We start from the raw sequence: 24,492 nt of genomic DNA on the forward strand, positions 1-24,492 counted from the left end.
GGATCGAGCGGGCTAAAGGGAAGCGTTTTCGAGGTCGACGCTCTCGAAGTCGCCGCGCTCGATCGCAGCGCGGATCTGCGCAGGAGTCTTTCCTTTTTTCGTCTGCTGGTAGGTGAAGACCGCTTCCTTCATGCAGGTGGAGCAGACGGCGCCGTGGGCTCCTTCAAAGCAGCTGTGCAGGCTGTTGTGGCCTAACGCCCGGTCGCAGTGGCAGTAACAGGGCTGCTGGTGGAGAACGGCGGGAATCTTCGCCGCCATCTTATAGGCCGTGACCTGATAAGGATGCGTGAAGTATGGACCTGTGAGCTGTTCTCCCGCGAGAACGGGCGGAAGCGGTTTTGCCGGTGGCTTCGCGTTATAGGCGGGAATGTCTGCCGCAGGATTGCTCCACTGCGCGGAGGCTGCGATCGTGACGAGTCCTAATGCGAGAAGTCCAAGTATTCGCTTCATTTCCACATCCTAAATAAGGAGGCGGCGAGGGAGCAAAAAAAGACGGCACGAACATTGTTCGTGCCGGGAGGCCAGTGACGCAACTTGTGTCAGCTGAGGGAGACTCGCTCGAAGCTGAAATCCTTCCGGGATTGCCATTCCTCATCCCGTAAAAGAAAGATACCACAAAATGGAGGAAGATTTATGAAAATATGTTCTGTCATAGGAAAAGTTCGATAGAAATTGTCTGCCCTCACTCTGGAAACGAGTGTAAGTGGTTTATTTTAAGCGAAATTGTCTCCTTGCTTCGGGTGCGGAGTGATTCTGCTTTTCCATAAAATATTTTTTTGGAGCACTTCCATATTTTTGAATACTGAGATCGCGTCATCCTGAATCACTGACCCCTCCCCCCGTACTTATTGCGCAAAGTCTTGAATAAATGCAACTTAGGTCCGGACCTCGCAAAATGATCCCCTGAATTCTGTGGATGCCTTGTCTTAAAAGAGAAAGCCCGAAGGAGATCCCTCGGGACTTTTCTTATCTATCTTCTATTTTACCGAGTTCGCTAAAACTCATGCGCGTTTGCAACTTCATTCGTTTTTTGCAGTTAGTGTGTGAAGGGCTTGACAGAAAAATACACGCCGCAAAATTGTGAAGTTTTGTGGCTTACTACGTTGCACCGATTCGGGGGGACAAGAAGAGCCTCTGGAGTCAAGGAACTGGGAGAGACTGGGGGCTTTTGCCTTTCGGAAATTTTGGGGGAGCCTCAGAGAAACAGACAACGGCAGGAACAAAGGCGAAATACAGGGATCTCTCCGCTCCGCCGCGCGGTGAAGCTGCGCGTCTCCGGTCGAGATGACGAGGGTTTTTGCGATGACAGGGAGATGCAATGACGGTTTTTGAGATTGTAGGGTGCACTGACGGTGTAGGGTGCAATGACGGGCGGTTTGAGATGACGGGCGGTTGAGATGACGTTTCTTTGAGGTGACGTTTCTTTGAGTTATTGGAGAATTTATGTACGTGCCTGCGTGAGAAATTCCAGCGGTGATCGGCGAACGATTTAGAATCAGGGAATTCAATTACAGAATGGCGAGTGAGAAGAGCTGGTGACCGGCAAAGACGTGAAAAAATCGCTTACATTCCAGGAGCTTTTGTTTCGGCTGCAAAGGTTCTGGGCAGACCAGGGATGCGTTCTTCAACAACCCTATGACGTTGAGGTGGGAGCGGGGACGATGTCGCCCGATACATTTCTGCGGGTGCTGGGGTCAAAGCCGGTTCGTATCGCCTATGCACAACCCTCTCGTCGCCCGGCGGACGGGCGTTATGGAGAGAATCCCAATCGTCTTTTTCGGCATACCCAGCTTCAGGTGATTCTGAAGCCGCCTCCGGAACGAATTCAGGAGTTGTATCTCGAATCGCTGGAGGCGATCGGGATCGACCTGCGCGAACACGACATCAAGTTCGAAGAGGACAACTGGGAATGGCCAGTAGGCGGCGCCTGGGGTGTGGGCTGGCAGGTGATGCTGGATGGTCTCGAGATTACGCAGTTTACCTACTTCCAGCAGTGCGGAGGCATGGACCTCGATCCGATCTGCGGCGAGATTACGTATGGCCTGGAGCGCATCGCCGGATTTCTGCAGGACGTCGATTCGATCTACGACATTGTCTGGGCGGTTGAGCCGGATACAGGACGAAAGGTGACCTATGGCGAGATGAGGCTGGCAGAGGAGGAACAGTTCTCTGCTTACAGCTTTGACTATGCCGAGGTGCCCAAGCTCTGGGAACACTTAAAGCTATACGAGACAGAATGCCTGGATCTTCTTGAAAAAGCGAAGAGTATGGAGAAGATGGATGAGTTGACGCTGAAGCGCTTCCCGGTTCTGGGAGCTTATGAGCTGGCGTTGAAGTGCTCGCATGTCTTCAATCTGCTCGATGCGCGCGGAGCGATCTCCGTGACGGAGCGCGTAGGCGTGATGGCTCGAATCCGCACGCTGGTGGTTGGCGTGGCGAAGGCATATGCGCGGCAGGGCGAGTTGGTGGCTGCTGAGCCAGTAGGCGAATTGGCGAGTTAGCCAGAGAGAGTGTGATGGCGGATTTTCTTTTTGAGATCGGGTTGGAGGAAGTACCTGCGCGGATGATTGCGGGGGCCGAGGCAGAGCTGAAGCGGCGCGTGGTTGGGTTGCTGGAGCGCGAGCGTCTGGTTACGGCGGGTGCCGAGGTCAAAAGTTTTTCGACACCTCGCAGGCTTGCGGTGCTGGTGAGCGGCGTTGCCGGACGGCAGGAGGATGCGTCGGAAGAGCTGACGGGGCCTTCGGTGAAGGTGGCCTTTAAGGATGGTGCAGCCACCCCTGCAGCGGTGTCGTTTGCGAAGAAGGCCGGCGTTGCCGTGGAAGCACTGAAGACGGTGACGACGCCGAAGGGAGAGTATCTTGCCGCGACCGTGGTCAAGGCTGGGCGCTCGGCTTCAGAGGTCATTGCGGCGGAGCTGCCGAAGGAGCTTGCGGCAATCTACTGGGCGAAGAACATGTACTGGCGCGCGGGCAAGCCGGAGCGATTCGTTCGACCGGTCCGCTGGATGATTGCGCTGCTGGGCGGCGCGGTGGTTCCGGTGGAGTTTGGCGGAAAGACCGCGGGCAAGGTGACGTATGGCCATCGCGTGCTCTTCGGAGAGGCGGCGATTGCGCTGGAGGCTCCGTCGAAGTATGAGGAGGCGCTGCTTATCGCCTACGTGATTGCGGACGTGGAGACTCGCCGCCAGAAGATCCGAAAGGCATTGGACCGCGTAACCAGGACGGTGGAAGGCGCGCGATGGCGTGAAGACCATGAACTGATTGATACTCTGACGCACCTGACGGAGTGGGCTTCGGACAGCTCGGTGATCCTGGGAGATTTCGAGCCCGAGTACCTTGCGCTGCCCGAAGAGGTTCTGGTGACCGTCATGCGCGATCATCAGAAATATCTCGCGGTGGAAGGAAGTGCAGGGGAGGGAAGCGGAAACAAGGAAGGAAAAGCTTCGCTTGCTCCTCACTTTCTGGCAGTGTTGAACACCGAGGCCAAGGAGAGTGGGCTTGCGGTGATCCGTCACGGCAACGAGCGCGTGCTGCGGGCGCGGTTCAACGATGCGCGGTTCTTCTGGGAGTTCGATCAGCGAATTCCCCTGAAGGAGCGGGTGAAGCTGCTGGAGAACGTCACCTTCCAGAAAGACCTGGGAAGCTATACCGTGAAGACCGGGCGTGTACGGGCTCTGGCGGCGACTCTTGCCGAGTTGTTGACCACACGCGGCACCAGCATCGATGTTGCTGCGCTGGACGAAGCAGCGATGCTTGCCAAGACCGATCTCACTACAGAGCTGGTGAAGGAGTTCACGGAGCTGCAGGGTATTGTGGGTGGACTCTATGCGAAGGCGCAGGGTGCCTCGACGGCTGCAGGAGACGCGATCTACGATCAATACCTGCCGGAGTCGATGGAGGACTCGGTTCCACGTACGGTTGAGGGTGCGCTGCTGTCGATTGCGGACAAGGCAGACACCATCGCCGGAATGTTCGGGTTGGGGATGGAGCCGACGGGGTCAAAAGACCCGTTTGCTTTGCGGCGAGCGGCGAACGGAATTGTGAAGATCCTCGCCGAGAGCGCGGTGCCGCTGCCGTTGACCCTGGCGGAGATTGCCGGACGTGCGACGGAGAACGAGGCCGTGGAACCGAAGGTGCGCTCGTTCCTGGTGGAGCGGCTGGAGTTCTATCTGCGCGAGGCTCGCGGACAGGCTTACGACGTGGTGAAGGCGGTGCTTGCGGCTGGAAGCGACGATGTGCGCGATGCCGTGGCTCGGGCCGAGGCTGTAACCGCAGTTCGCGGCTCAGCGGATTTCGAGGCGGTGAGCGCGGCGTTCAAGCGAATGAAGAATATTCTGGCGCAGGCGAAGGAGAAGGGCGAGCCTGGAAAAGAGCTGACGGAAGCAGGAGCAGCTCATCCAGCGGAGATCGCTTTGAACGCACGGGCGGGAGATATCGGGCAGAAGGTAAAACATCTGGCCGATCGTCATGAATACCTTCCGGCATTAGAGTCGATGGCGACCCTGCGGCCTGAGGTGGATAGTTTCTTTGATCAGGTGATGGTGATGGATCCGGATCCAAACGTTCGAACAAAAAGACTGCAGATGCTTCAGAGGATCGTTGGAACCTTCTCGGAGATTGCGGACTTTTCGGAGATTGTTACGGCTGGGTAGTTAGCGCGTTTGGATCTGCGGTGGAGAAGCAGATTCCTCCACTTCGCTGCGCTCCGGTCGGAATGACAACGCAAGATGTTGTTGCTCAGTTGAGCCGTTGTAACCGGGCGATCAGTTTTTCCGCCAGCGGTTCGCCGGATTCGGTCCAGAGAAGCCGGCTGGAGATGCCGGAGTTCTTCTCGACCGAGAGGGTGAAGGCGAGCAGCATCTCGATGTTCTGCTGAATGTGTTTCTGGGCTTCTTCGTCGAGTACCTCGGTCTGTTCTTCATCGAGGACCCAGGGAGTGTCGAGGCCGAAGTCGACACGGATGTGTCCGTTCTGCTCGTAGCTGGCTTGATCGAAGAGGGGACCAAAGCCGAGTATCTTCACTGTCGATGGTTGCTGGCGCCACAGGGTGTCGAGGGCGGCTTCGGAGGTAGGAGCCTCGGTGCCCTCGGGCATCCAGAGGTTCCACTTCATCTCGAACTCGTAGACCATGTCGTCATGCAGTTGCTCGGTGGCCTCTGAGACGGCGTTCTCGATGATGGAATCTTCGGTGGACTGGGCGCGATCGTCGTTGACGTAGATGCGCTGGTAGACCGGAGATTCGGTAAAGCTGATGGGGTAAACCGACGCGGCAGCGACGCGCTTTTCTCCGCTAACGAGAGCGAACTGACGGAGGACGGAGACGAGCGCGGCTGGAAGCGCTTCGAAGCGAAAGTTCGGGAACCACAGGCTGAGATAAAGCTGGTCTGCCATGGGGATAGTGTACAGGCCGGAGACGGGAGGAAGACGCGAAGGACTTGTCTCAAGAGGAATGAGAAGATAGAAGAGACGGTTTACGATGCGGATGTCGATAGAGAGGCTGCGGATAGGGTTGCTCGCGGGTGCGGGCCTTCTGGTTTTGGTTATCGCGGGCTTCCTGACGTATGCGCACTATCGGGCACATCGTTTTCTGGCCGAGCTGCCGCGAAAGCTGGGAGCCGATATCCAGCAGGAGACAAACTCCTTTACCTGGTCGCAGACGGTGAAGGGAAGAACCGTCTTCACGCTCCATGCGGCAAAGGCGATTCAGCACAAAGACGGCAAGTACACGATGCGGGACGTGGCTATTTCGGTGTATGGACGCGGGCAGGAAGAGGGCAAGGGCGTCGATCGGGTCGATCGGATCTATGGCAAGGAGTTCGAGCTGGACCAGGCCGCGGGGGTTGTGAAAGCGATGGGGGAGGTTCACCTCGATCTTCAGGCTCCGCCTAAAACGGCGGATGGGGCAACGGCGCCGGTCGGTACTGAAAAAGTGCAGCAGCAAGACGGTGGTCCTGGACACGAAGAAGAGTTGAAGAATGCAGAGACGATTCATGTGAAGACCAGTGGGCTGGTCTATCTCCAGAAGCTTGGCGTGGCGGCGACGGATCAGGAGATCGAGTTTGAGTACCACGGCCTGACGGGGAATGCGACTGGAGCCGATTACAACGCTGACAACGGCGTGCTGATTCTTCATTCCGCGGTCAAGGTAAGCGGGCTCGATCATGGCCGTCCAATTCTGTTGACGGCCTCACGTGCTGAGTTGAATCGTGTAAATCGGAAGGTTCTGCTGTCGCAGGCGGAGTTTGTCACGGTGAACGGCGAGGGTAAGGCGGAAGGTGCAAGGCAGACGGTGGAAGCCCGGCAGGCGACCGCGTTTCTGCGGCCCAATGGCTCGACCGAGCGTCTGATGGGCGAAGGTGGAGTCAGGATGACCGCGGGCGACGGTTCCCAGGTGACCTCGCAGCGGGGAGAGATGTTCCTGAGTGAGCTGAGCAAACCGGAGTCGATTCGGATGACGGGAGAGGTGCGCTATCTCGCCAAGGACGAATCACGAGAGGCCCACGGAGAAGCTGAGGAGGCAAGGGCGGTCTTTGACAGGATGGGACAGATGGAGAAGACAGTCCTGACCGGCTCGGTTCACATGAAGGAACAGATTGCTCCCGCGAATGGCGCGAAGATGGGAAGCGAAAGAGATCTGACTGCCTCAACTGTTGAGATGGCGTTGGCGACGGATGCGAAGGGAAAGACGTGGCTTCGCGATGCGAAGGCGAACGGCAACGCGCGTCTTCAGGTGACAGGCCCGGAGAAAGATGGGAAAGGGATTCGAACCAGTTCGATGAAGGGGAATGTGCTGACTGCACACTTTGTCCAGGAAGGCGGAAGGCCAAGGCTGGATGGGGTGCATGGGGACGGGAACACGATACTCGAACAGAAGAGCGGAGACGGTGCGGTGCAGACGAGTTCGGGCGACACGCTCAACGCGACGTTTCAACGCTCGGCCTCTTCGAAGAGTACGTCGGCCATTGAGGGACGCGAGGAGATTGAGAGCGCGATTCAGCAGGGCAATGTGATTGCAACTCGCACGGTTCCGGTGAAGGCCGGGCAGGCGGGAGCTCCTGAGATCGACAGGGCGACAGCAACGAAGGCGACCTATGACGGCGGCGCGCAACGACTCACGCTGAGCGGTTCGGTCGAGATGCAGAATCGGGATGGAGCCCTGTGGGCCGATCGGATTGCGATGGAGCAGAAGACGGGAGACGCGGCTGCGGAGGGATCGGTGAAAGCCAGCTACCGGCAGGGCGAAAAAGGCGAGACCCTTCACGTGCTGGCCGACCGGGCAGATCTCAGGAAGGCGACGGACACGGCAATCTTTTATGGCTCTGCGGGCAGCCTGGCGCGGCTGTGGCAGGGTGGCTCCCAGATTGAAGCTCCCATGCTGCAGTTCGAGCGAAAGCAGGGAAGATTGACGGCACGGGGCGATCGCAACGGATCTGCGATGGCTATTCGTACGGTGCTCGTGAGTGCCGGATCGACGACCGGGGAAGGTAAGCCGGCGGCTTCGCCCAAAGGCGATGGGCTGCGTAAGGCTGCTGTCGTGCGCATCGGGAGCCGTGAGGTGGTGTACTCCGAGGAGTCGCACGCCGCTCAATTTACCGGTGGAGTCAAGGTTGAGAGCGCTGACGGGACCATGCTCGGCCAGCAGGCGACAGCCTATTTGCAGTCGCTTCCCACGAAAAGAGATGCGGCGTCGGCCGCCGCTCCGGGCTTCCTGGGGGGCAGCGTCGAGCGGGTTGTCGTTCAAGGCGCGATCCAGATCGAGCAGGCGGACCGCCGTGCAACTGGGGACCGCCTCGTCTATACGGCCAGCGACGGCACGTTTGTGCTGACTGGGACGGAGGCGCAGCCGCCCAGGGTGATTGATGCAACCCGAGGCACGATCACCGGCAGCGAGCTTCGGTTCCGCCAGCAGGACGCCAGCGTCGTGATTTCTAATGGAAATGCGAACGGGATTGGCCAGAGGGTTCGCACGGAGACGCGGGTGAAGAGAGAACGATGAGGACGCTATCGACGGAGGAGATCGGCAAGTCGTATGGCGGCCGCCAGGTTGTACGAGGTGTGAGCCTGAAGATCGAACAGGGCGAAGTGGTCGGCCTGCTGGGTCCGAACGGCGCGGGCAAAACGACGAGCTTCTATATGATTGTCGGCCTGGTGCGGCCTGACGGAGGACGCGTCCTTGCCGATGGAAATGACATCACGCGGCTTCCGATGTATTTGCGCGCCCGCGAGTACGGGATCAGCTATCTGCCGCAGGAGCCTTCGGTTTTTCGCAAGTTGACGGTGGAAGATAATATTCTGGCCGTGCTGGAGACCCAGCAATCCAGCTGGGAGAGCAGGCGGACACGCACCGAAAAGCTCATCGAGCAACTGAACCTCTCCCATGTACGCAAGACGCGCGGCTATGCGCTAAGTGGGGGTGAGCGCAGACGTGTGGAAATTGCCCGCTGCCTGGCGATCAACCCGGCATTTATCCTGTTGGATGAGCCGTTTTCCGGGATTGATCCGATTGCGGTGATCGATCTGCAGGAGATCATCTTTGCCCTGAAGAGGTCCGGCATCGGTGTCCTGATTACGGACCACAATGTGCGCGAGACTTTGTCCGTGACGGACAGGGCGTACATTATCAACGAAGGGAAGATCTTTCGGGCGGGCACGCCAGGAGACCTGGGTAGGGATCCTGAGGTGCGAAAGGTCTATCTGGGGGAGAAGTTTTCAATGGATTAGCTTCGGTACAACTTCAGTTGTAAAAGTGCCCCACCGCTGTGAGACATCCAGATTGGACAGAGCGGGGTAGACTAAAACTAAGTAAATTGTTAAACGTATGGACTGGCAGCCCGTAGGCGTTCGCCTCGGGCATAGCGATGTACCGCGAGTGTGGAAAGCGGTACACTCCAATTCCCACATCGCATAAAGAAACTGACGAGGATCTGCTGACGTGCTCCTGCAACCCAAGCTCAATCTGAAGGTCTCCCAGCGCCAGGTGCTCACTCCCGGGCTGGTCCAGATGGTCAGCGTGCTGGCGTTGAACAAGCTGGAACTGAAGGAGATGATCAACACCGAGATCATTGAAAACCCGGTGCTTGAAGAGATTGAAGACACCGGTATCCCGCTTGAGGAACGAGCCGGTCTCGAGGGAGACCGCGAAAGGTCGGCGGAAGAGGTTGCAGCCGAAGGCGAGCGCCCAGAGAAGGATCCCTTCGATGAGATCGACTTTGGAAGCTACTTCCAGGACTATCTCGATCCGGGCTATCGGACGGCCTCGAACTTCGAGGAATACGACAAGCCTTCGCTGGAGAGCTTTCTATCGCAGCCGGGCACGTTGAGCGATCACCTGATCTGGCAGCTTGGATCTCTGATCCTGAATCCCGAGGTTCGGGTGGCGGCGGAGCTGGTCATTGGAAATCTTAACGAGAACGGATACTTGACGGCGAGCGATGAGGAGCTGGTGGACTCACTGCTCCAGTTGCAGCTGCCGCCCTTGACTAACCCGATCCCCTTCGAGCAGGGGACGCGAAACCGGGCATCGTCGCTGTGGTCGAATGCGGAACCCGCGTCAGACGAGGAATCGCAGGGACTCGATCTTGCTGCTTCCTCTGCGAAAGAGCACGAGTCTCTTCTTGCGGTTGTGCGCGAGGCGCGCACGATCGTCAACAATCTGGATCCTGTAGGAGTAGGTGCGCGCGACCTGCGAGAGTGTTTGCTGGTTCAGATCGCAGCCCAGCGCAACGAAGCTGCGATGACATTGCGGCGGCACGAGACAAGCGCAGGGAATGGAAGTCTTGTCAGTGTTTCCAGTGAAGGCCAGGCTTCGGGGGAACGCAAGGATGTCTTCACAACGGCTTCGTACGTTGTTGAAAATTGCCTTGCCCTTCTGCAGAAGAAAGACATGCGCGAGCTTACGAAAAGCTGTGGCCGCTCCCCGGAGGAGGTTCAGGCGGCGGTCGACTTCATTCGGTCGCTCGATCCCCGGCCGGGTCAGCGCTACAACCAGGTGGAGACGCGGCTGATTGAGCCGGATGTGGCCTTCGTGAAGCGGGATGACCGCTATATCGTCCTCGTCAACGATGAAGACATGCCGGCTTTGCGACTCAATCATAACTACCGCAGGATGCTGCTGGAAAAGAAGACGGAAAAAGAGGTTAAGGAGTACGTCAAGGAGCGCTACAAATCGGCGATTCAGCTGCTTCGCAACATCGAACAGCGGAAGAATACGATTGTGCGCACCTGTGAGGTCATCGTTCGCCGGCAGACGGAGTTTCTCGAACGGGGCGTCGATGCGCTGAAGCCGATGATGATCAAAGAGGTTGCGGAGGAGATTGGCGTACATCCCTCGACTGTGAGCCGCGCGGTTGCCAATAAATATGTGCACACGTCGCAGGGGGTCTATGAGCTCCGCTTCTTCTTCTCCGAGGGTGTCAATGGGCCGGAGGGAGGAGATCTTCCCCTGGTTCTGCTCAAGCGCAAGGTGAAGAAGCTGATCGAAGAGGAAGACTCCCGCAAACCCCTGACCGACGACCAGCTTGCGGCGGAGCTGCAGCGGCAGGGCATTCAGGTGACCCGCCGAACCGTGGCGAAGTATCGTGAGGACATGCAGATTCCGAGCACCCATCAACGCCGGGTGCGGTGAACCGGCGTAAGATGTTCCAACGAGGTACCCCGATGAACCTGGATTACACCGGCAGGCAGACGACAGTTACCAAAAAACTTAAAGCGCAGACCGAAGCGGGACTGGCCCGGATCGAGAAGATCATTGGAAGTGCGGGCAGCGTGCACGTGATCCTTGCGACAGAAAAATATCGTCGCACAGCGGAAGTGACGGTCCAGACAAGAAACCTGAAGCTGGTGGCAGCCTGTGAGGCCACGGATATGGAGATGGCGCTTCGCGATGCTCTGGCCGCCATTGAAAAACAGGCTATCCGGCAAAAGAAGAAGAAGGTGACGATCAAGCGGCACGCGAAAGAGGGTGTTCGCCAGGTTGCGCTCGCGGAACCCGAGGACGATGCGGTTGCCGTAACGCAGACGGAGAAGATACCAGCCACAAAGAATGGTTCTGCGAATGGTTCTGCCCGTAAGGCCGTACCCATGCTGGTCCATTCGTTTCCTTCGGAGACGCCATTGGTGGAGCCCCACCTGGTTCGCTCGAACGACGGCGTTGCCCTCAGGCCGATGTCGCTCGAAGAGGCCGTGAAGGAGGCAGCCTTCCGCGATCGCGAGGTCTTCGTCTTTCGCGACCACGGCGGTCAGGCGCTGGTGCTGCATCGCAAGCGCGACGGCAAGATGGAATTGATTGAGGTTCCATAGCGCCGTGATGAGACTGTGACTTGCCCGGAGCATGACAGGTGCTACGATTCCAGTCATGCCCCGGAAGCAGGTAAAAAAGACGGCAAAAAAGACGGCCAAAAAAGGAGCAATCAAGGAGCTGGTTATCCTGACCGGGTTATCCGGATCTGGAAAGCTCTCTGCCTTGAAGAGCTTTGAGGACCTTGGCTTTTACTCGGTCGACAATCTTCCGCTTGAGCTGGTTTCGCGATTCGCGGACCTGGTGCGGCAGTCGAGGGAGATCGAGCGTGCTGCCCTGGTTGTGGACGTTCGCGAAGGTATGCGGCTGGACGAGTTCCCGGCCATTCTCAAGAAAGTTCGCAGGGTTTTGCCCACTCGTGTGCTTTACCTCGAGGCCAGCGATGAAATTCTGATCCGGCGATTCTCTGAGACTCGCCGGCCCCATCCCATGGGCCGCAGTGATACGGTCGTGCAGTCGATTCGCGCGGAGCGCAAGCGGCTGGACCCAATCCGCAATGTCGCCGATATCGTTCTGGATACCACCAAGTTCACCGTGCATGACCTGCGGGCGCACATTGGGGCCCAGTTTGAGCGGGAGGCGAGTGATCGTAACCTAACGATCTCCTCGAACAGCTTTGGGTTCAAGAACGGAGTCCCGGCGGAGGCGGACCTCGTCTTCGACGTGCGATTTCTTCCTAACCCCCATTTCGTGCCGGAATTTCGCAAGCTGACGGGCAAGCATCCCAAGGTCGCCAAATATGTTCGCGACTTCCCGCAGACGGCGGAGTTTCTGGACCGGACGACGGAGATGATGAAATTTCTCCTTCCTCACTACATCAAGGAAGGAAAGAGCTATCTCACGGTGGCTTTTGGATGTACCGGCGGCCAGCATCGTTCGGTATTCATCGCGGAGGAGATGAAGAAGAGGCTTTCGTCTGCCGGCTATCGCGTCAAAACGCTGCACCGCGACATGCCGCGCTAATGTCGGCCCCCGCATGACCCGGAAGGCGATTAAAATAGAGTGATGCCGGAGATGGTAAGGATCGGGAGAGTGGCGGCTTGAAGCGTATCTGGCGATTGCTTCTCTACGTGCGGCCCTATGCCCTGTATCTGGTTGGTTCTGTGCTCCTGATGGCGACGGTTGGCGCGATGGCCGCGTTGCGCATTCTTCTGGTCAAGCCGATCTTCGACAATGTGCTGAGCCCGGAGGCATCGACCGGCGAAGTGCTGAAGTTTCATCTGCCCCACATCCATCGCGAGTTGAACCTGCAGTTTCTGGTTCCGGGGCACTTCCACAATGCCTGGACCGTTGTAGCCTATGCGCTGATCGTTTCGGCAATTCTGAAATCGGTGTGCGACTACCTGGGAACCTACCTGGTGAACTATGCCGGTTTCGGCATGATCACCGATCTTCGCAATGACCTGTATAACGCGGTTCTGCGGCGCTCGGTTGCGTTCTTTCAGAAGCATACGACTGGAACGCTTCTCTCGACACTGATCAACGATATCGAACGTGTGCAGTTTGCGATGTCAAGCGTGCTGGGCGACTTCATGCAGCAGCTGTTCACGCTGTTGTTTACCGCCGGAGTGGTGGTCGTCGTGGGTGGCAAACTGGCCTGGGTGCTGTTGCTCTTCGTCCCGGTCGTCATCTCGTCGGCGCGCCGTATCGGCCGCAGGGTGCGGCAGACGACGCGGAAGGGGCAGGACAAGCTTGCCGAGATTCAGAACATCCTGCATGAGACCATCACGGGCAATCGGATCGTAAAGGCCTTCGGGATGGAGCTCTGGGAGATGAACCGCTTTCGCAGAGCGGCGCGCAGGCTGTTCAGCGCGAACCTGAAGTCGGTCAGCGTGCAGGCGATCAGTTCGCCGCTGATGGATGCGCTGGGGTCGGTGGGAATCGCTCTGCTGCTCCTGCTGGGGCGGGGAAGGATTGTTCGCCACGAGATGACGGCAGGCTCGTTCATCGCGTTCCTGGTAGCCGTATTTACCCTGTACGATCCTGTGCGGAAGTTCGCTCTCTTCTACAACAGCTTTCAGCAGGCGATGGGGGCGAGTGAAGACATCTTCAAGTTCATGGACGCTCAGGACGATGTTCAGGAGAAGCGCCGCGCCCATGTTCTGAAGGGATTCCACCAGGAGATCCGGTTTGAGAAGGTCGGTTTCGGCTACATAGGAGATGACGGCGAGACAACGCAGGTGCTCCATGGGGTTGATCTCGATGTAAGGCCAGGAGAGGTGATCGCCCTGGTGGGTCCGAGCGGTGCGGGAAAATCGTCGCTGGTCAACCTGATTCCGCGCTTCTTCGATGTGAACGAGGGAAGGATTGTGATCGATGGTTACGATCTTCGCGACGTCACGATCGCGTCCCTGCGCGAGCAGATCGGCAAGGTAACCCAGGAGACGGTGCTCTTCAACGATACGGTGCGAAACAACATCGCCTACGGACAGCCCGACGTTCCGCTCAGCAAGGTGGAAGAGGCCGCACGGATGGCGCTCGCGCACGACTTTATCCTGAAGATGCCGGAGGGATACAACACCCGGATCGGCGAGAAGGGACTTCGGCTGAGCGGGGGCGAACGGCAGCGCCTGGCCATCGCGCGCGCGATTTTGAAGAATGCCCCCATCCTGATCCTCGACGAGGCGACCAGCGCCCTCGATACAGAGAGCGAGCAGTTCGTGCAGGCTGCGCTGGCGAACCTGATGCAGGACCGGACCGTCTTCGTGATCGCGCATCGCCTCTCTACGGTTCGTAGAGCCACCAGGATCGTTGTGATCGAGCGCGGCAGGGTTACGGAGACCGGCACCCATGAGGAGCTGATGCGGCAGTCAGGCACCTATCGCCGGCTTTACGATATGCAGTTTGGGGACGAAGGTTCTCCCGCAGTAGAGAATGAAGGCCCGCTGCAGCCAGCAGAGTTGGAGGGATTTGCTTGAGTTCTATTTATTCGATGACCGGGTTTGCCAGCGCTCGAAGCGGTGCAGACGACGCGATTGGCTTCTCGTTGGCGATCAAAAGCGTGAACCACCGCTTTCTCGATCTGCATATGCGCCTGCCCTCTTATTGCGACGCATTAGAGATTCAGCTACGAAGGCTGCTTAAGGAGATGCTGAAGCGGGGCCACATTGAAGTGACGCTGCAGGTGGATCGCAAGGCGAGTGCCCAGATTCAATTGAACGAGGATCTACTGGGCGCATATCTGGCATCGATCGCCAAGGCCGCCGAGCTATACGGCCTGCCGAATCAGCCGGATCTGAACGGCCTGCTGCGGATTCCCGGCGTCATGACCGCGGAGAGCACGATCGGCGTCGAAGGAATTCCTGAGCTGGATCGGGCAGTGATCGCAGCCATGCCTGCGTTGATTGAGCGGTTGAACGAGGTTCGCGCCGAGGAGGGTGCAGCCCTAGCTGCAGAGCTGCGAGCCTCCATGAAGCGCCTTCAGGCCTTTGGTGAGGAGATGGCGTCTCTGCGGAACGGTGTACGAGAGGCACAGTTCGAGCGCCTGAGAACGCGTCTGGCTGAACTGACGGACGGGGTTCCGGTCACTGAAGAGCGGCTGCTTTCGGAGGCGGCGGTGCTAGCCGAAAAGAGCGATATCGAAGAAGAGATCGTCCGACTCCGGACCCATATCGATCGCTTCGTGGCCATGCTGGATGAGGGCGGCGAACTGGGCAAGCGGATGGATTTTCTGCTACAGGAGCTGAACCGCGAAGCCAACACGATGCTCTCGAAGACCGGCTCAGCCTCAGGAGAGAACAGCCTGCGCATTACCGAGCTTGGGCTCGAGATCAAGGCCGAGATCGAGAAGGCTCGCGAACAGGTGCAGAATCTGGAGTAGTCGCGGTTTACACTGGCAGATATCCGAACAGGCTGGACAATCAGGGAGCAGATGGCGGGAATTCTTTTTATCATCTCAGCGCCCTCCGGATCGGGGAAGTCGACGCTGGTGAGCCAGCTTCGAACCCTGGTGGAGGGTCTGGATTTTTCTATCTCGTATACGACGCGGTCTCCGCGCGGCTCCGAGGAGAATGGGCGTGAGTACTTCTTCACCACGCGCAAAGAGTTTGAGCGAATGGTCGCTGCGGAGGACTTTCTGGAATGGGCGGAGGTCTTCGGCAACTACTATGGAACGGCAGTCTCGGCGCTTCGTCATGCCCGGGATCTTGGCAAAGACCTGCTTCTCGACATCGATGTTCAGGGCGCGCTGCAGGTGATGAAGAAGACGCCTCAGGCGGTTTCGATCTTCATCCTTCCACCGAGTCCGCAGATCCTTGAGAAGCGGCTAAAGAACCGGAGCGCGGCGGAGAAAGTAACCGATGAAGCCGTGATTCAGAAGCGGCTGGCCGGAGCCCGGGGAGAGATCAAGCAGGTCTGGGACTATCAATACGCTCTGGTCAACGATGTTCTGGAGAATGCCGTGGCGGAGATGCGCGCAATCGTTCTCTCGGAGCGTGGAGATGCGGAGTGCGCGGAGTTGGCGAAAAGCTGCCGGACCGACGCTGCCTCACCCAAACTGAGGGCCGTTCTAGAATCTTTTGGAGAGTAAGATCCAGATTTCCACCGTGAATTTTTGATGTACATTTTGCGGAGCTGCGATACATTCAAACGACAAGGGGGACCACCCATGACGGATCAAAGTCCATTCCACAATAAGTACAGTCTGGTGAAGGGCGCTGCACGCCGGGCACGGCAGCTGCAGTCGGGCGCCCCTCCGCTGATTGTTGCCAAATCGACCAAAGCCTGCCAGGTGGCGCAGGACGAGATCAGGCAGGGCTATGTAAAGTATGTTCTGCCCCAGCGCCCCGCGACTTCAAATCCGCAGCTGCACTAGGGCCTGACTCCCTTCGACACGCGATAGCATAGATCTATGGCAGGAGAAGCTGAGCAGCAGTTGCGGGCCTATGTCGAGTACCTGCGCGACCTGGGTGTGTACGATCTTTATCGTCGAGGGGAGCCTGTCGTCGAGGCGGATTTGGCTTCGGTGACGGCGGTTGCTGAAACCGTTGCGGCTCCGGCGAGAGAGATTAACGCGGCGGTGGCACAGCCATCCCGTCCGCAGCCTGTGGCAACCGTTCCCAGGGAGCCGGTCGCTGTACCTGCCCCGCCCAAGAGAGAGTTTTCGGAGCCTGAGATTCCCAAGTTAGTAAGTTTCGACAATCTTGCGCCTCTGCCTGAGGTGCGCCTCGCAGCCGCCCAGAAGCCCAGCGCACTAGAGGCGATCCGCGAAGATATCGGCGACTGTACGCGGTGCCCGCTGGCCTATGCCGGGCGGCGCAAGATCGTATTCGCCGACGGAGACCCGAACGCTCGCCTGATGTTCGTGGGCGAGGGCCCAGGGGCGGACGAGGACACACAGGGGCTTCCGTTTGTCGGCAAGGCGGGTCAGCTTCTGAACAACATGATCTCCGCGATGGGACTGAAGCGTGAGCAGGTTTATATCGCGAATATCGTGAAGTGCAGGCCGCCGGGCAACCGCGTTCCGGAGCCGGTGGAGGCAAATACCTGCTCGCAATTTCTCCTGAGGCAGATTGATGTGGTGCAGCCCGAGATCATCGTTGCGCTGGGCTCAACTGCGGCGACTTACCTGCTTGGGGTGAAGCAATCGCTGAGCGGGCTGCGCGGCCGTTGGCATGGCTGCCGTGGCGCAAAACTCGTCGTGACCTACCACCCAGCCTTTCTGCTCCGGGATCCGCGCCAGAAGGGCGAGGCCTGGAAGGATCTTCAGATGGTCATGAAAGAGCTAGGATTGAAGGCCCAGGCGAAGGCATGATTTTTTGACTTCATCCTCATCCATACCGCACACTGGAAATACGCTGTAGCTTTCGGCCCGGCACCTCTATGCTCGTGTGGGCCGTTTAACTCCACCTTGTACCGCAACGAAATGCTCGGGAAGCGCGGTGAGAGTCCGCCACTGCCCCGCAACTGTGATTCGCGCACGCTCGCACTTTCGCGAATGTGAATACTGTCTGGCTCACTCCCACTGACAAATCCTCGGGAAGGGAATAGCCGCAACCGGCAGAATGAAACGCGACAGTCAGGAGACCGGTTCCGTTGTCGCACACCAGCCACGTTTCCGACGGGGGAACGAGGAGTTAATCTTCATGCACGCACCCGCGCGTTCGTTTGCGGCTTCACACGTCTTCCGCCTGCTCTCCGTTCTGGCGATTCTTTCCTTCGTCACGCTCTCCTCCCAGGCAGTCATTGTTCGCGGAACCGTTACCGATCCGCTTGGAGCTGCTGTTGCCGGGGCACGGGTTCAGTTGATCCAGGGCAAGAACGTGGCCGGCTCCGGTCTCAGCGCTGCCGATGGCTCGTTCGAGATTCGCAGCACCGGCTCCGGCCGCTTTCTCCTGCTCACCTCTGCGGCTACCTTCACGCCAGGCATCGGGCAGAGCTTCTACGGTGGACGTACCGACGTCGTCAACCGCAACGTGACCCTCGAGATCGCCGCGGTCACCGCGCAGATCACCGTTACCGCCACCGGAATCCCCACGCCCATCCAGCAGGCAAGTTCGGCCATCAACCTCGTCCCGTTTTCCGCGCTGCAAACACGCGTGGGCGTTGTCGACGACCTGCGCCAGTCTCCAGGTGTCACTGCCGTGCAGACGGGGCAGTACGGCGGCGTCGGATCGCTCTTCGTGCGCGGCGGAAACTCCGACGCCAATAAAGTGATGATCGACGGCGTTACCTCGGAGGATATCGGCGGCCGCTTCGACTTCGGCACCGTCTCCTCCACCGCTCTCGATGGCTTCGAGCTGTATCGCGGACCCAACAGCGTTCTCTATGGTTCGGACGCCGGCGCCTCCGTGGTCAACTTCACCACGCCCCGCGGAGCCACCCTGCGTCCTATCCTCAACTACACGGGAGACGCGGGAAACTTTCACACCTGGCGCAACGAGGTCACCGTAGGCGGAGCGCATAGCCGCCTCGATTACTATGGAGCCTTCTCGCGCTTCGACTCCTCGAACGCTCTGCCGTTATATCGGTATCACGCGTCGACCAGTGCGGCCAATATCGGCTACAACATCACTGCCAATACGCCTCTGCGCTTCACCATCCGCAATGCCGTCTCGGCAACAGGTGTTCCCAACGCGCACGATTTCTTTGGAATCTCAGCGGTGGGCAAGCAGGCTGACCAGGACCTGTACTCCGGCGCTACGATCGAGAACCGTTTCCACAACTGGCATAACCTTGTTCGCTATGGCATCGCCCGGAAACGCGAACAGCTGGTCCAGTTCTACCCGGTGGGTGAGTTGCTGACTTACGACCAGTTTGGAGACGTGGCCTACTTCGGCAATGCGGTCACGATTCGCGGAGCCAACGGCTACTCTGCTTCCGGGCGCGCCGCCATCAATTACCCCGGAGCTTACCCAGCGCCTAACGATCTCGCTTCGTTGCGCGATGAGCTTTACTTCCAGTCGGACTACACCTTCTCGCCACACTTCATCGGCCTCTTCGGCTTCCGGTATGAGGACGAGCGCGGCTCCTCCAACAGCTCTTTCAGCTTCGACAAGACGAAGCGGACCAACTTCCAGTACACGCTCCAGTTTCAGGGCGACCTCTTCAATCGGATCTTCTACTCCCTTGGCGGAGCCATCGAACGCAATGATCTGTATGGCACAGCAGGCACGCCCCGCTTCGGTCTCGCCTGGGTGCCGGTACGTCCCGGCAACGGATTTCTTCATGGAACCAAACTCCGCGCCAACGCAGCCACCGGTGTTCAGGAGCCTTCGCTTTCGAACGAGTTCAACTCACTCTACACACAACTGTCAGATGCCGGAGCGGCTGACCTGATTGCTGCTTACAACGTGAAGCCGATCCAGGCGCTCCGTTCGCGTACCTACGACATTGGTATTGACCAGAACATCTTCAATCAGAAGCTCATCCTCAAGGCCGGGTACTTCCACAACCAGTTCAGCCATCAGCTCGACTTCGTCGACTCGGGTACGCTGCGTACCGTCTTCGGAATCGACACCACCAAGGCCCAACTCTTCGGTGCTCTCCTGAACACCCTCGCCTACAGGGCTCAGGGCTTTGAGGGCGAGCTTCAGTTCGCTCCCACCAGCCACATCCTCATGCGCGGCGGCTATACCTACCTCGCTTCGCTCGTCGAGCAGTCGTTCTCTACCGATGCCGCAGCCAATGGTACCTCCGCCCAGAACCCCAACCTTCCCGGCGTGCCGATTGGCTCTTCCTATCCGCTCGTAGGCCAGCGCCCCTTCCGCCGTCCCCCGCAGACCGGCTTCTTCAGCGCACAATACACGGTGATCAAGTTCTCGGCCGCACTGAAGGGAGCCTTTGCCAGCCGTTCGGACGACTCCACCTTCCTTTCCTTCTCTGACACCAATGGAGACAATAGCCTCCTTCTTCCTAACCGCAATTTGGACTTTGGCTATGCAAAACTCGATGCCTATGGGACCTATTCTGCGACGCATCGGGTCTCTGTCTTCGCAGAGCTGGGAAATCTCCTCTCCCAGCAACACATCGGCCCCATCGGCTACCCATCACTTCCATTCACCTTCCGTACCGGCCTGAAGGTGCGGCTAGGCGGCGACTGATCCTTTACTGTTTGTCAAACGGCTCTAGCATCTAAATCTTTCATATACCTATATTTGCCAGATGCCGATCACGGCGCTATGGTCGCTGTCCCCAAGCTGACCACAGGACAGGCGACGCCATCATGAAGGACGGATCATTGAGTTGCAGGAGGTCTCGTTCGAACTCCTGCTCCGTGACGAATCCAATACGAAGGATGTCGTCCCGGAGCTGTTCGTAATTGGCCCGCAGGATGGAGACACCGGCAGATCCGCCTGCCCACGCTGACGTTCTGCCCTCGGCTGCAACGTTGAGGAGCCCAAGACCGCGCAGGAGATGGAAGAGTCTCCGGCCGAATCTGTGATCGACGCCGCTCTGTTTCATCACTTGAAGCATGGCGTCGAAGGTCTTCGAGTGGACCTCGCCCGGGAAGGATGCGGGATCCGGAATAATGGAGATGTCGATCTCCTCGTCGATCAGCCAGCCGCCGCGCTTCAACGATGCAGCCAGACGGGCGAGCACCGCCTCGCGTTGCGGGATGTGGGTGAGAACGAGACGGGCGTGTACCAGATCGTAAGCCGCTTCCGGCAGAGGATCGGTGACTATGTTGTGGCGCAGCACTTCTGTGTTGGGGAGATTCAAAGACTCAAGGAACCGAGGGTCGATGTCAGTGACGACCAGATGTCCAGAAGGGGCGATGCGGGACGCGAGCCATGCGGCAATGGAGCCCCCGCCTCCACCTACCTCGAGACAGCGCCAGCCAAGACCGACGCCAAGTGCTTCAAAATGGCGAATGGTCTCTGCGTCGAAGGCATCGGTCAGGGCTTGAAAGCGCGAGGGCGCTTCTCTGCCGGCGTTGTCGAGAGAGTAGGTTGACTTAGCATGATTTCCAGTCTGCACGTTCCCTCCACCTGTTGTGGGAGATAGTCTGCTCTTGTTTGGAAAGAGGCGGGAGTAAGTCGAGATTATCGTATACGAGATGTACGCATTGTCGTCGATCACCGCGAGCGGCTCGTGATGTGAAGCTGAGATTTTCGGTTATTCGGTTAGCCTTAAAGTGAAGGCTTCTGAAGAATGAGGACGGAAAGTAGGCGGCGACCTTAGCCGGGGTTGGAATGCTCGACGCATCTCTACGGATCGCGGATGTGCAGGTACTTGTGGGAAATTGGCAGCCGGCCGATGGAAGAATCTACGGCCGGCTGTCAGAGTCAGTGAGGCATGTTGAGTGCAAGTTCTGTGTTCGTAGGTACCGGGGTATTTGCGGCCCGGACGGTTTCCTTCTCTGCATGACTCTTAGGAAGCTCGAAACCGCTCGTTGCACCAGGCGACCAAATCTGGTGGAGGAAGTACTTGTTTCCGTAACGGTTAAATACTAACCTGCCTCTTTCGGTCGGCTTCATCGTTGTAGATCCTATTGCCATCAGGATCTGCGATTTGTTCTGTGTGGTCCCGCGAAGAAGCAGAACGTGGTCTGACATCGTCAGAATGTCGTACTTTCCGGCGGGCATGATCTCAGAGCCAGTGCGGAAATCGAACGGAACGTTGACTACGAGGCGGACGGAAGTACCCTGAGCTAAAGCCTTGGAGCCTGGTGCAAACGCACTGAGAGCGAAGGCAAAGGCAAGAGCCGAGGCGCTGAAGATGGACTTACGTGAAAGGAAGTTCATGATCGTTTCTCCTTTGCGACAGTGGCTGCGACTCCATCTGTCTTACTGGTTAATGCGAAGACCAGAAAGATTCGCGCCACGGCCCCGGAAACTTTTCTTGTCCCACACAATCGAAGGAGCGGCCCTGTTGTATTAGCCGGATAGCGGATAAAAGGGGGCGCCTGCAGTCATTTAGGATGAGCAGGTGCAAGTGCCGACGTCTCACTCCTGAAGCACACCCAGTACTTCTATCCCAAGGTGTATCAGCAGGTGGCCCTGAAAGGCAGGCGTCCAAAATGGGCCTCGGTGAGTGTATTCTGTGCGAGTGCCGAAACCAACTGGAAAATTGCCCTCTCTGAAAGCTCCTGAGACCGCCGAACTCTCGCGTGTCGACCGCCGTGAATTTATCAAAACGAGTTCTCTGGCTGCTGGTGCGGTCGCGTTTGGCGTGCCTACACTCTTGCGTGGCCAGAATCTCAACAGCAAGTTGAACATTGCCTGCATCGGAATCGGCGGGAAAGGGCGGAGTGACACGAACGCCTGCGCTGGGGAGAACATCGTCGCGTTGTGCGATGTGGATGCTGGTTCCGAAGCTTACGAGACTCAGACAAAAAAATATCCGAGCGCGAAGTTTTATAAAGATTACCGGCAGATGCTGGATCAGATGGGCAATCAGATCGATGCGGTGACAGTTTCGACGCCGGATCATATGCATGCCATTGTGGCGTCGGCGGCAATGAAGAGGAACAAAGCCGTATTTTGCCAGAAACCTCTGACGCAAACGATCTATGAGGCGCGCTATCTGCGAGAGATGGCCCACAAGAAAAAACTCGTGACACAGATGGGCAATCAGGGGAGCGCCACGGACGGTCTGCGCCGCGCGGTTGAGACGATTCAGGACGGTCTCATTGGACAGGTGCATGAAGTTCACGTCTGGACGAACCGCCCGGTTTGGCCGCAGGCAATGCAGCGTCCGGCCGGAGAAGACCCGGTTCCTTCGACATTGGATTGGGATATCTGGCTTGGGCCGGCACAAATGCGGCCCTATAAGAGCGGCGACAATCCGAAGGCTGGAATTTACGAGCCGTTTAACTGGCGCGGTTGGCAGGACTTCGGCACCGGTGCGCTGGGCGATATGGCCTGCCACACGGTCAATATGCCGTTTCGCGCTTTAGATCTCGACTACCCGACGGAGATTGAAGCGATGCCTTTCGGCCAGATGAATAAGGAATCGTATCCCGTCGGCTCCAAGATTCGTTTTGCCTTTCCTAAACGCAAAGGTCGTATTCCCCTCGAGCATCCGCATCTTTTCCACCATTACAAAAAGATCGAGCACGATGCGATGACGCTGTGGTGGTACGACGGCGGCCAGCCTAACCCAGCAGCCCGTGGCGGTCATGACCTAACCAACAAGCCGCCGATCGAACTAACCGCCGACATAGTCGCGTTGCAGGGCAAGGTTCCCGATAGCGGTTGCCTGTTGATTGGCGACGGGGGCACGGTCTTTTCCCCGGACGATTATGGAACTAATTTCTTTGTGAAGCTGAAGGGCGAAGAAAAATTCGTCAACTACCTCCAGCACCCTGCCATGGCGCAATATCCAGAGAGAATTCCGCGCAACCGTAATGCCGGTAATAGCGTTGTTGCCCACGCACAGGAATGGCTTACCGCGGTCAAGGAAAATAAGCCGGAGATGTGCTACTCGCGTTTTGACATCGCCGCACGTCTCACGGAGATCATGCTGCTGGGCTGTGTGTCGTTGCGTGTCGGCCAGAAGATCGAATGGGACGGACCGAAGATGGTTGCGAAAAATTGCCCTCAGGCGGCGCCGTTTATACGGCGGCAAGACCGTTCCGGCTGGGCTCTTTCCTGATGTCTATCCTCGGTGAAGCCGAATGGGCGTTAGCCAGTCGCATCGAATTAGAAATTTGGTAGCGAATTGGTAGCATTGAGCGGCGAGTGGGCTGATTCAGCCCACTCGTAAGTTTTTTTGCCGTCAAAAAATCGATTCGTGAATGCGAAGAAATGGTCAAGAGCGGCCACTCCATGTCCGGAAGTTTAGGATCTGGAAGAGATCCTGTTCTGCGTCGCCACTGTATCTTAGACTGCGGTCATCCCAATAGACCGTTGCAACTGGCTTCGGGCCGAAGTTCCGATAGTCCAGGTTGGAGTTGATCTCGTCGAAGGGAATGGCGGCCCGGTCCAGAAAAGAAGCGATGGCATGATTCGCCCGTGTGGTGTGGATGATGATCTTCCAGCCCAGTGCACGGAGTTTATGAAGGGCTTCGATGACATCGCGCCGAGGCGCGCCCAGAACGTCTTCGCCCTGCCAGCCATTGTAATCGGCGATGACGCCGTCGAAGTCTACCGCGATCGTCTTGCGCCGTTCGCTGGACTCGGCTGCCGTGCCAGGACCAAGCAGAAAGGCGAGGATTTTTGACGTACTCTCCTGCACCGTCTCCATGTCTGTGCGGCACACGAGGTGAGGTCGCTGAGGAATATCGAAGGGAGAAGAGATCCCCGTGAAGTCCTTGATCGCACCCTCTCGTGCCCGCCTGTAGAGCCCCTTGGGATCGCGCGTCTCGCACACCGCGAGCGGCGCATCGACGAACACCTCGATGACATCCGGCAGCACGCTTCGCACGAGCGACCGCATATCATCCGTGGGGCATATCATCGCGACAAACACCGTGGTCTCGTTGGCGCTCAGCATTCTTGCCAACTCGGCCGCGCGTCGTATGTTTTCCATGCGGTCGGCAATCGAGAAACCCAGATCCGCGGAGATGCCTTTGCGCAACTCATCTCCATCGAGGGTTTGTACCTGCTGTCCGCGGGGGCGGAGAAACGCGGTTGCCGCGCGACACAGGGTTGTCTTTCCCGAGCCGCTCAGGCCCGTCATCCATATAACTTTTCCACACTCACTGTTTGCCATTTCATACCTGCTCTACTGAGAAATTTGGCGTGTCACCCTACACTCTGGGCCAGCCCATTCTAAAGCGGGTTGACGAAGGGGTCTTGAAAGCGTCGTCCGGTG

The 24,492-nt window shown here is 58.0% G+C and carries 19 protein-coding genes and 1 riboswitch; of the genes, 14 read left to right on the forward strand and 5 right to left on the reverse strand.

Annotated features, from left to right (window positions below):
- Positions 1 to 12: 12 nt before the first annotated feature.
- Positions 13 to 450, reverse strand: coding sequence for a CYCXC family (seleno)protein (locus tag AC5S26_RS19375; protein WP_494186567.1), 438 nt, complete (start codon positions 448 to 450; stop codon positions 13 to 15).
- 1,085 nt (positions 451 to 1,535) lie between these two features.
- Between AC5S26_RS19375 and AC5S26_RS19380 the strand changes: the two genes are divergently transcribed.
- Positions 1,536 to 2,501 (forward strand): glycine--tRNA ligase subunit alpha, encoded by a 966-nt coding sequence (locus tag AC5S26_RS19380; protein WP_494186568.1) that lies wholly within the window; start codon positions 1,536 to 1,538, stop codon positions 2,499 to 2,501.
- A 14-nt stretch (positions 2,502 to 2,515) separates the two neighbouring features.
- Positions 2,516 to 4,651, forward strand: a complete 2,136-nt coding sequence (gene glyS, locus AC5S26_RS19385) for a glycine--tRNA ligase subunit beta (protein ID WP_494186569.1) — start codon at positions 2,516 to 2,518, stop codon at positions 4,649 to 4,651.
- 85 nt (positions 4,652 to 4,736) lie between these two features.
- Here the strand turns inward: glyS and AC5S26_RS19390 are convergent, their stop codons facing one another.
- Positions 4,737 to 5,390: a hypothetical protein gene (locus AC5S26_RS19390; protein ID WP_494186570.1), complete on the reverse strand. Its 654-nt coding sequence runs from the start codon at positions 5,388 to 5,390 to the stop codon at positions 4,737 to 4,739.
- A gap of 85 nt (positions 5,391 to 5,475) precedes the next feature.
- Here AC5S26_RS19390 and AC5S26_RS19395 point away from each other — a divergent pair, with 85 nt between their 5' ends.
- The 11 genes from AC5S26_RS19395 to AC5S26_RS19445 all read left to right on the forward strand — a co-directional run bounded on the left by AC5S26_RS19395 (position 5,476) and on the right by AC5S26_RS19445 (position 19,835).
- Positions 5,476 to 7,995 carry an LptA/OstA family protein gene (locus AC5S26_RS19395; protein ID WP_494186571.1) on the forward strand — a complete coding sequence of 840 codons (2,520 nt, stop codon included), beginning with the start codon at positions 5,476 to 5,478 and terminating at the stop codon, positions 7,993 to 7,995.
- On the forward strand, positions 7,992 to 8,720 hold the full coding sequence (gene lptB, locus AC5S26_RS19400) for an LPS export ABC transporter ATP-binding protein (protein ID WP_494186572.1): 729 nt from the start codon (positions 7,992 to 7,994) through the stop codon (positions 8,718 to 8,720). Before AC5S26_RS19395 ends, lptB begins: the two co-directional genes overlap by 4 nt.
- A gap of 211 nt (positions 8,721 to 8,931) precedes the next feature.
- The gene (gene rpoN, locus AC5S26_RS19405; protein WP_494186573.1) at positions 8,932 to 10,623 is read left to right on the forward strand and encodes an RNA polymerase factor sigma-54; all 1,692 of its coding nucleotides are present in this window, start codon (positions 8,932 to 8,934) and stop codon (positions 10,621 to 10,623) included.
- Positions 10,624 to 10,655: 32 nt separating this feature from the next.
- A complete protein-coding gene (gene hpf / locus AC5S26_RS19410) occupies positions 10,656 to 11,297 on the forward strand; it encodes a ribosome hibernation-promoting factor, HPF/YfiA family (protein ID WP_494186574.1) in 642 nt (213 codons plus the stop codon).
- A 55-nt stretch (positions 11,298 to 11,352) separates the two neighbouring features.
- Entirely contained in the window at positions 11,353 to 12,258 is a 906-nt protein-coding gene (gene rapZ, locus AC5S26_RS19415) for an RNase adapter RapZ (RefSeq protein ID WP_494186575.1), read from the forward strand.
- Between the two features lie 77 nt (positions 12,259 to 12,335).
- Positions 12,336 to 14,213 carry an ABC transporter ATP-binding protein gene (locus AC5S26_RS19420; protein WP_494186576.1) on the forward strand — a complete coding sequence of 626 codons (1,878 nt, stop codon included), beginning with the start codon at positions 12,336 to 12,338 and terminating at the stop codon, positions 14,211 to 14,213.
- Entirely contained in the window at positions 14,210 to 15,115 is a 906-nt protein-coding gene (locus tag AC5S26_RS19425; protein WP_494186577.1) for a YicC/YloC family endoribonuclease, read from the forward strand. Before AC5S26_RS19420 ends, AC5S26_RS19425 begins: the two co-directional genes overlap by 4 nt.
- A gap of 51 nt (positions 15,116 to 15,166) precedes the next feature.
- Positions 15,167 to 15,823, forward strand: a complete 657-nt coding sequence (gene gmk / locus AC5S26_RS19430; RefSeq protein ID WP_494186578.1) for a guanylate kinase — start codon at positions 15,167 to 15,169, stop codon at positions 15,821 to 15,823.
- Between the two features lie 78 nt (positions 15,824 to 15,901).
- Entirely contained in the window at positions 15,902 to 16,108 is a 207-nt protein-coding gene (gene rpoZ, locus AC5S26_RS19435) for a DNA-directed RNA polymerase subunit omega (RefSeq protein ID WP_494186579.1), read from the forward strand.
- Positions 16,109 to 16,144: 36 nt separating this feature from the next.
- Positions 16,145 to 17,047, forward strand: a complete 903-nt coding sequence (locus tag AC5S26_RS19440; RefSeq protein WP_494186580.1) for a uracil-DNA glycosylase — start codon at positions 16,145 to 16,147, stop codon at positions 17,045 to 17,047.
- Positions 17,048 to 17,139: 92 nt separating this feature from the next.
- Positions 17,140 to 17,342: riboswitch (cobalamin riboswitch) on the forward strand.
- 36 nt (positions 17,343 to 17,378) lie between these two features.
- Positions 17,379 to 19,835 carry a TonB-dependent receptor gene (locus AC5S26_RS19445; protein ID WP_494186581.1) on the forward strand — a complete coding sequence of 819 codons (2,457 nt, stop codon included), beginning with the start codon at positions 17,379 to 17,381 and terminating at the stop codon, positions 19,833 to 19,835.
- Between the two features lie 76 nt (positions 19,836 to 19,911).
- Here AC5S26_RS19445 and AC5S26_RS19450 read toward each other — a convergent pair whose 3' ends face one another.
- Both AC5S26_RS19450 and AC5S26_RS19455 read right to left on the reverse strand, forming a co-directional pair.
- Positions 19,912 to 20,712, reverse strand: coding sequence for a class I SAM-dependent methyltransferase (locus AC5S26_RS19450; RefSeq protein ID WP_494186582.1), 801 nt, complete (start codon positions 20,710 to 20,712; stop codon positions 19,912 to 19,914).
- A 308-nt stretch (positions 20,713 to 21,020) separates the two neighbouring features.
- Positions 21,021 to 21,479 carry a hypothetical protein gene (locus AC5S26_RS19455; protein WP_494186583.1) on the reverse strand — a complete coding sequence of 153 codons (459 nt, stop codon included), beginning with the start codon at positions 21,477 to 21,479 and terminating at the stop codon, positions 21,021 to 21,023.
- 304 nt (positions 21,480 to 21,783) lie between these two features.
- On the opposite strand from AC5S26_RS19455, the gene AC5S26_RS19460 reads away from it, so the two are divergent.
- Positions 21,784 to 23,331: a Gfo/Idh/MocA family protein gene (locus AC5S26_RS19460; protein WP_494186584.1), complete on the forward strand. Its 1,548-nt coding sequence runs from the start codon at positions 21,784 to 21,786 to the stop codon at positions 23,329 to 23,331.
- 156 nt (positions 23,332 to 23,487) lie between these two features.
- On the opposite strand, the gene cysC is transcribed toward AC5S26_RS19460, so the two are convergent.
- A complete protein-coding gene (cysC, locus tag AC5S26_RS19465) occupies positions 23,488 to 24,390 on the reverse strand; it encodes an adenylyl-sulfate kinase (protein WP_494186585.1) in 903 nt (300 codons plus the stop codon).
- Positions 24,391 to 24,492 lie beyond the last annotated feature (102 nt).

The sequence above is a fragment of the Edaphobacter sp. FHG110511_03 genome (genome assembly GCF_059115365.1).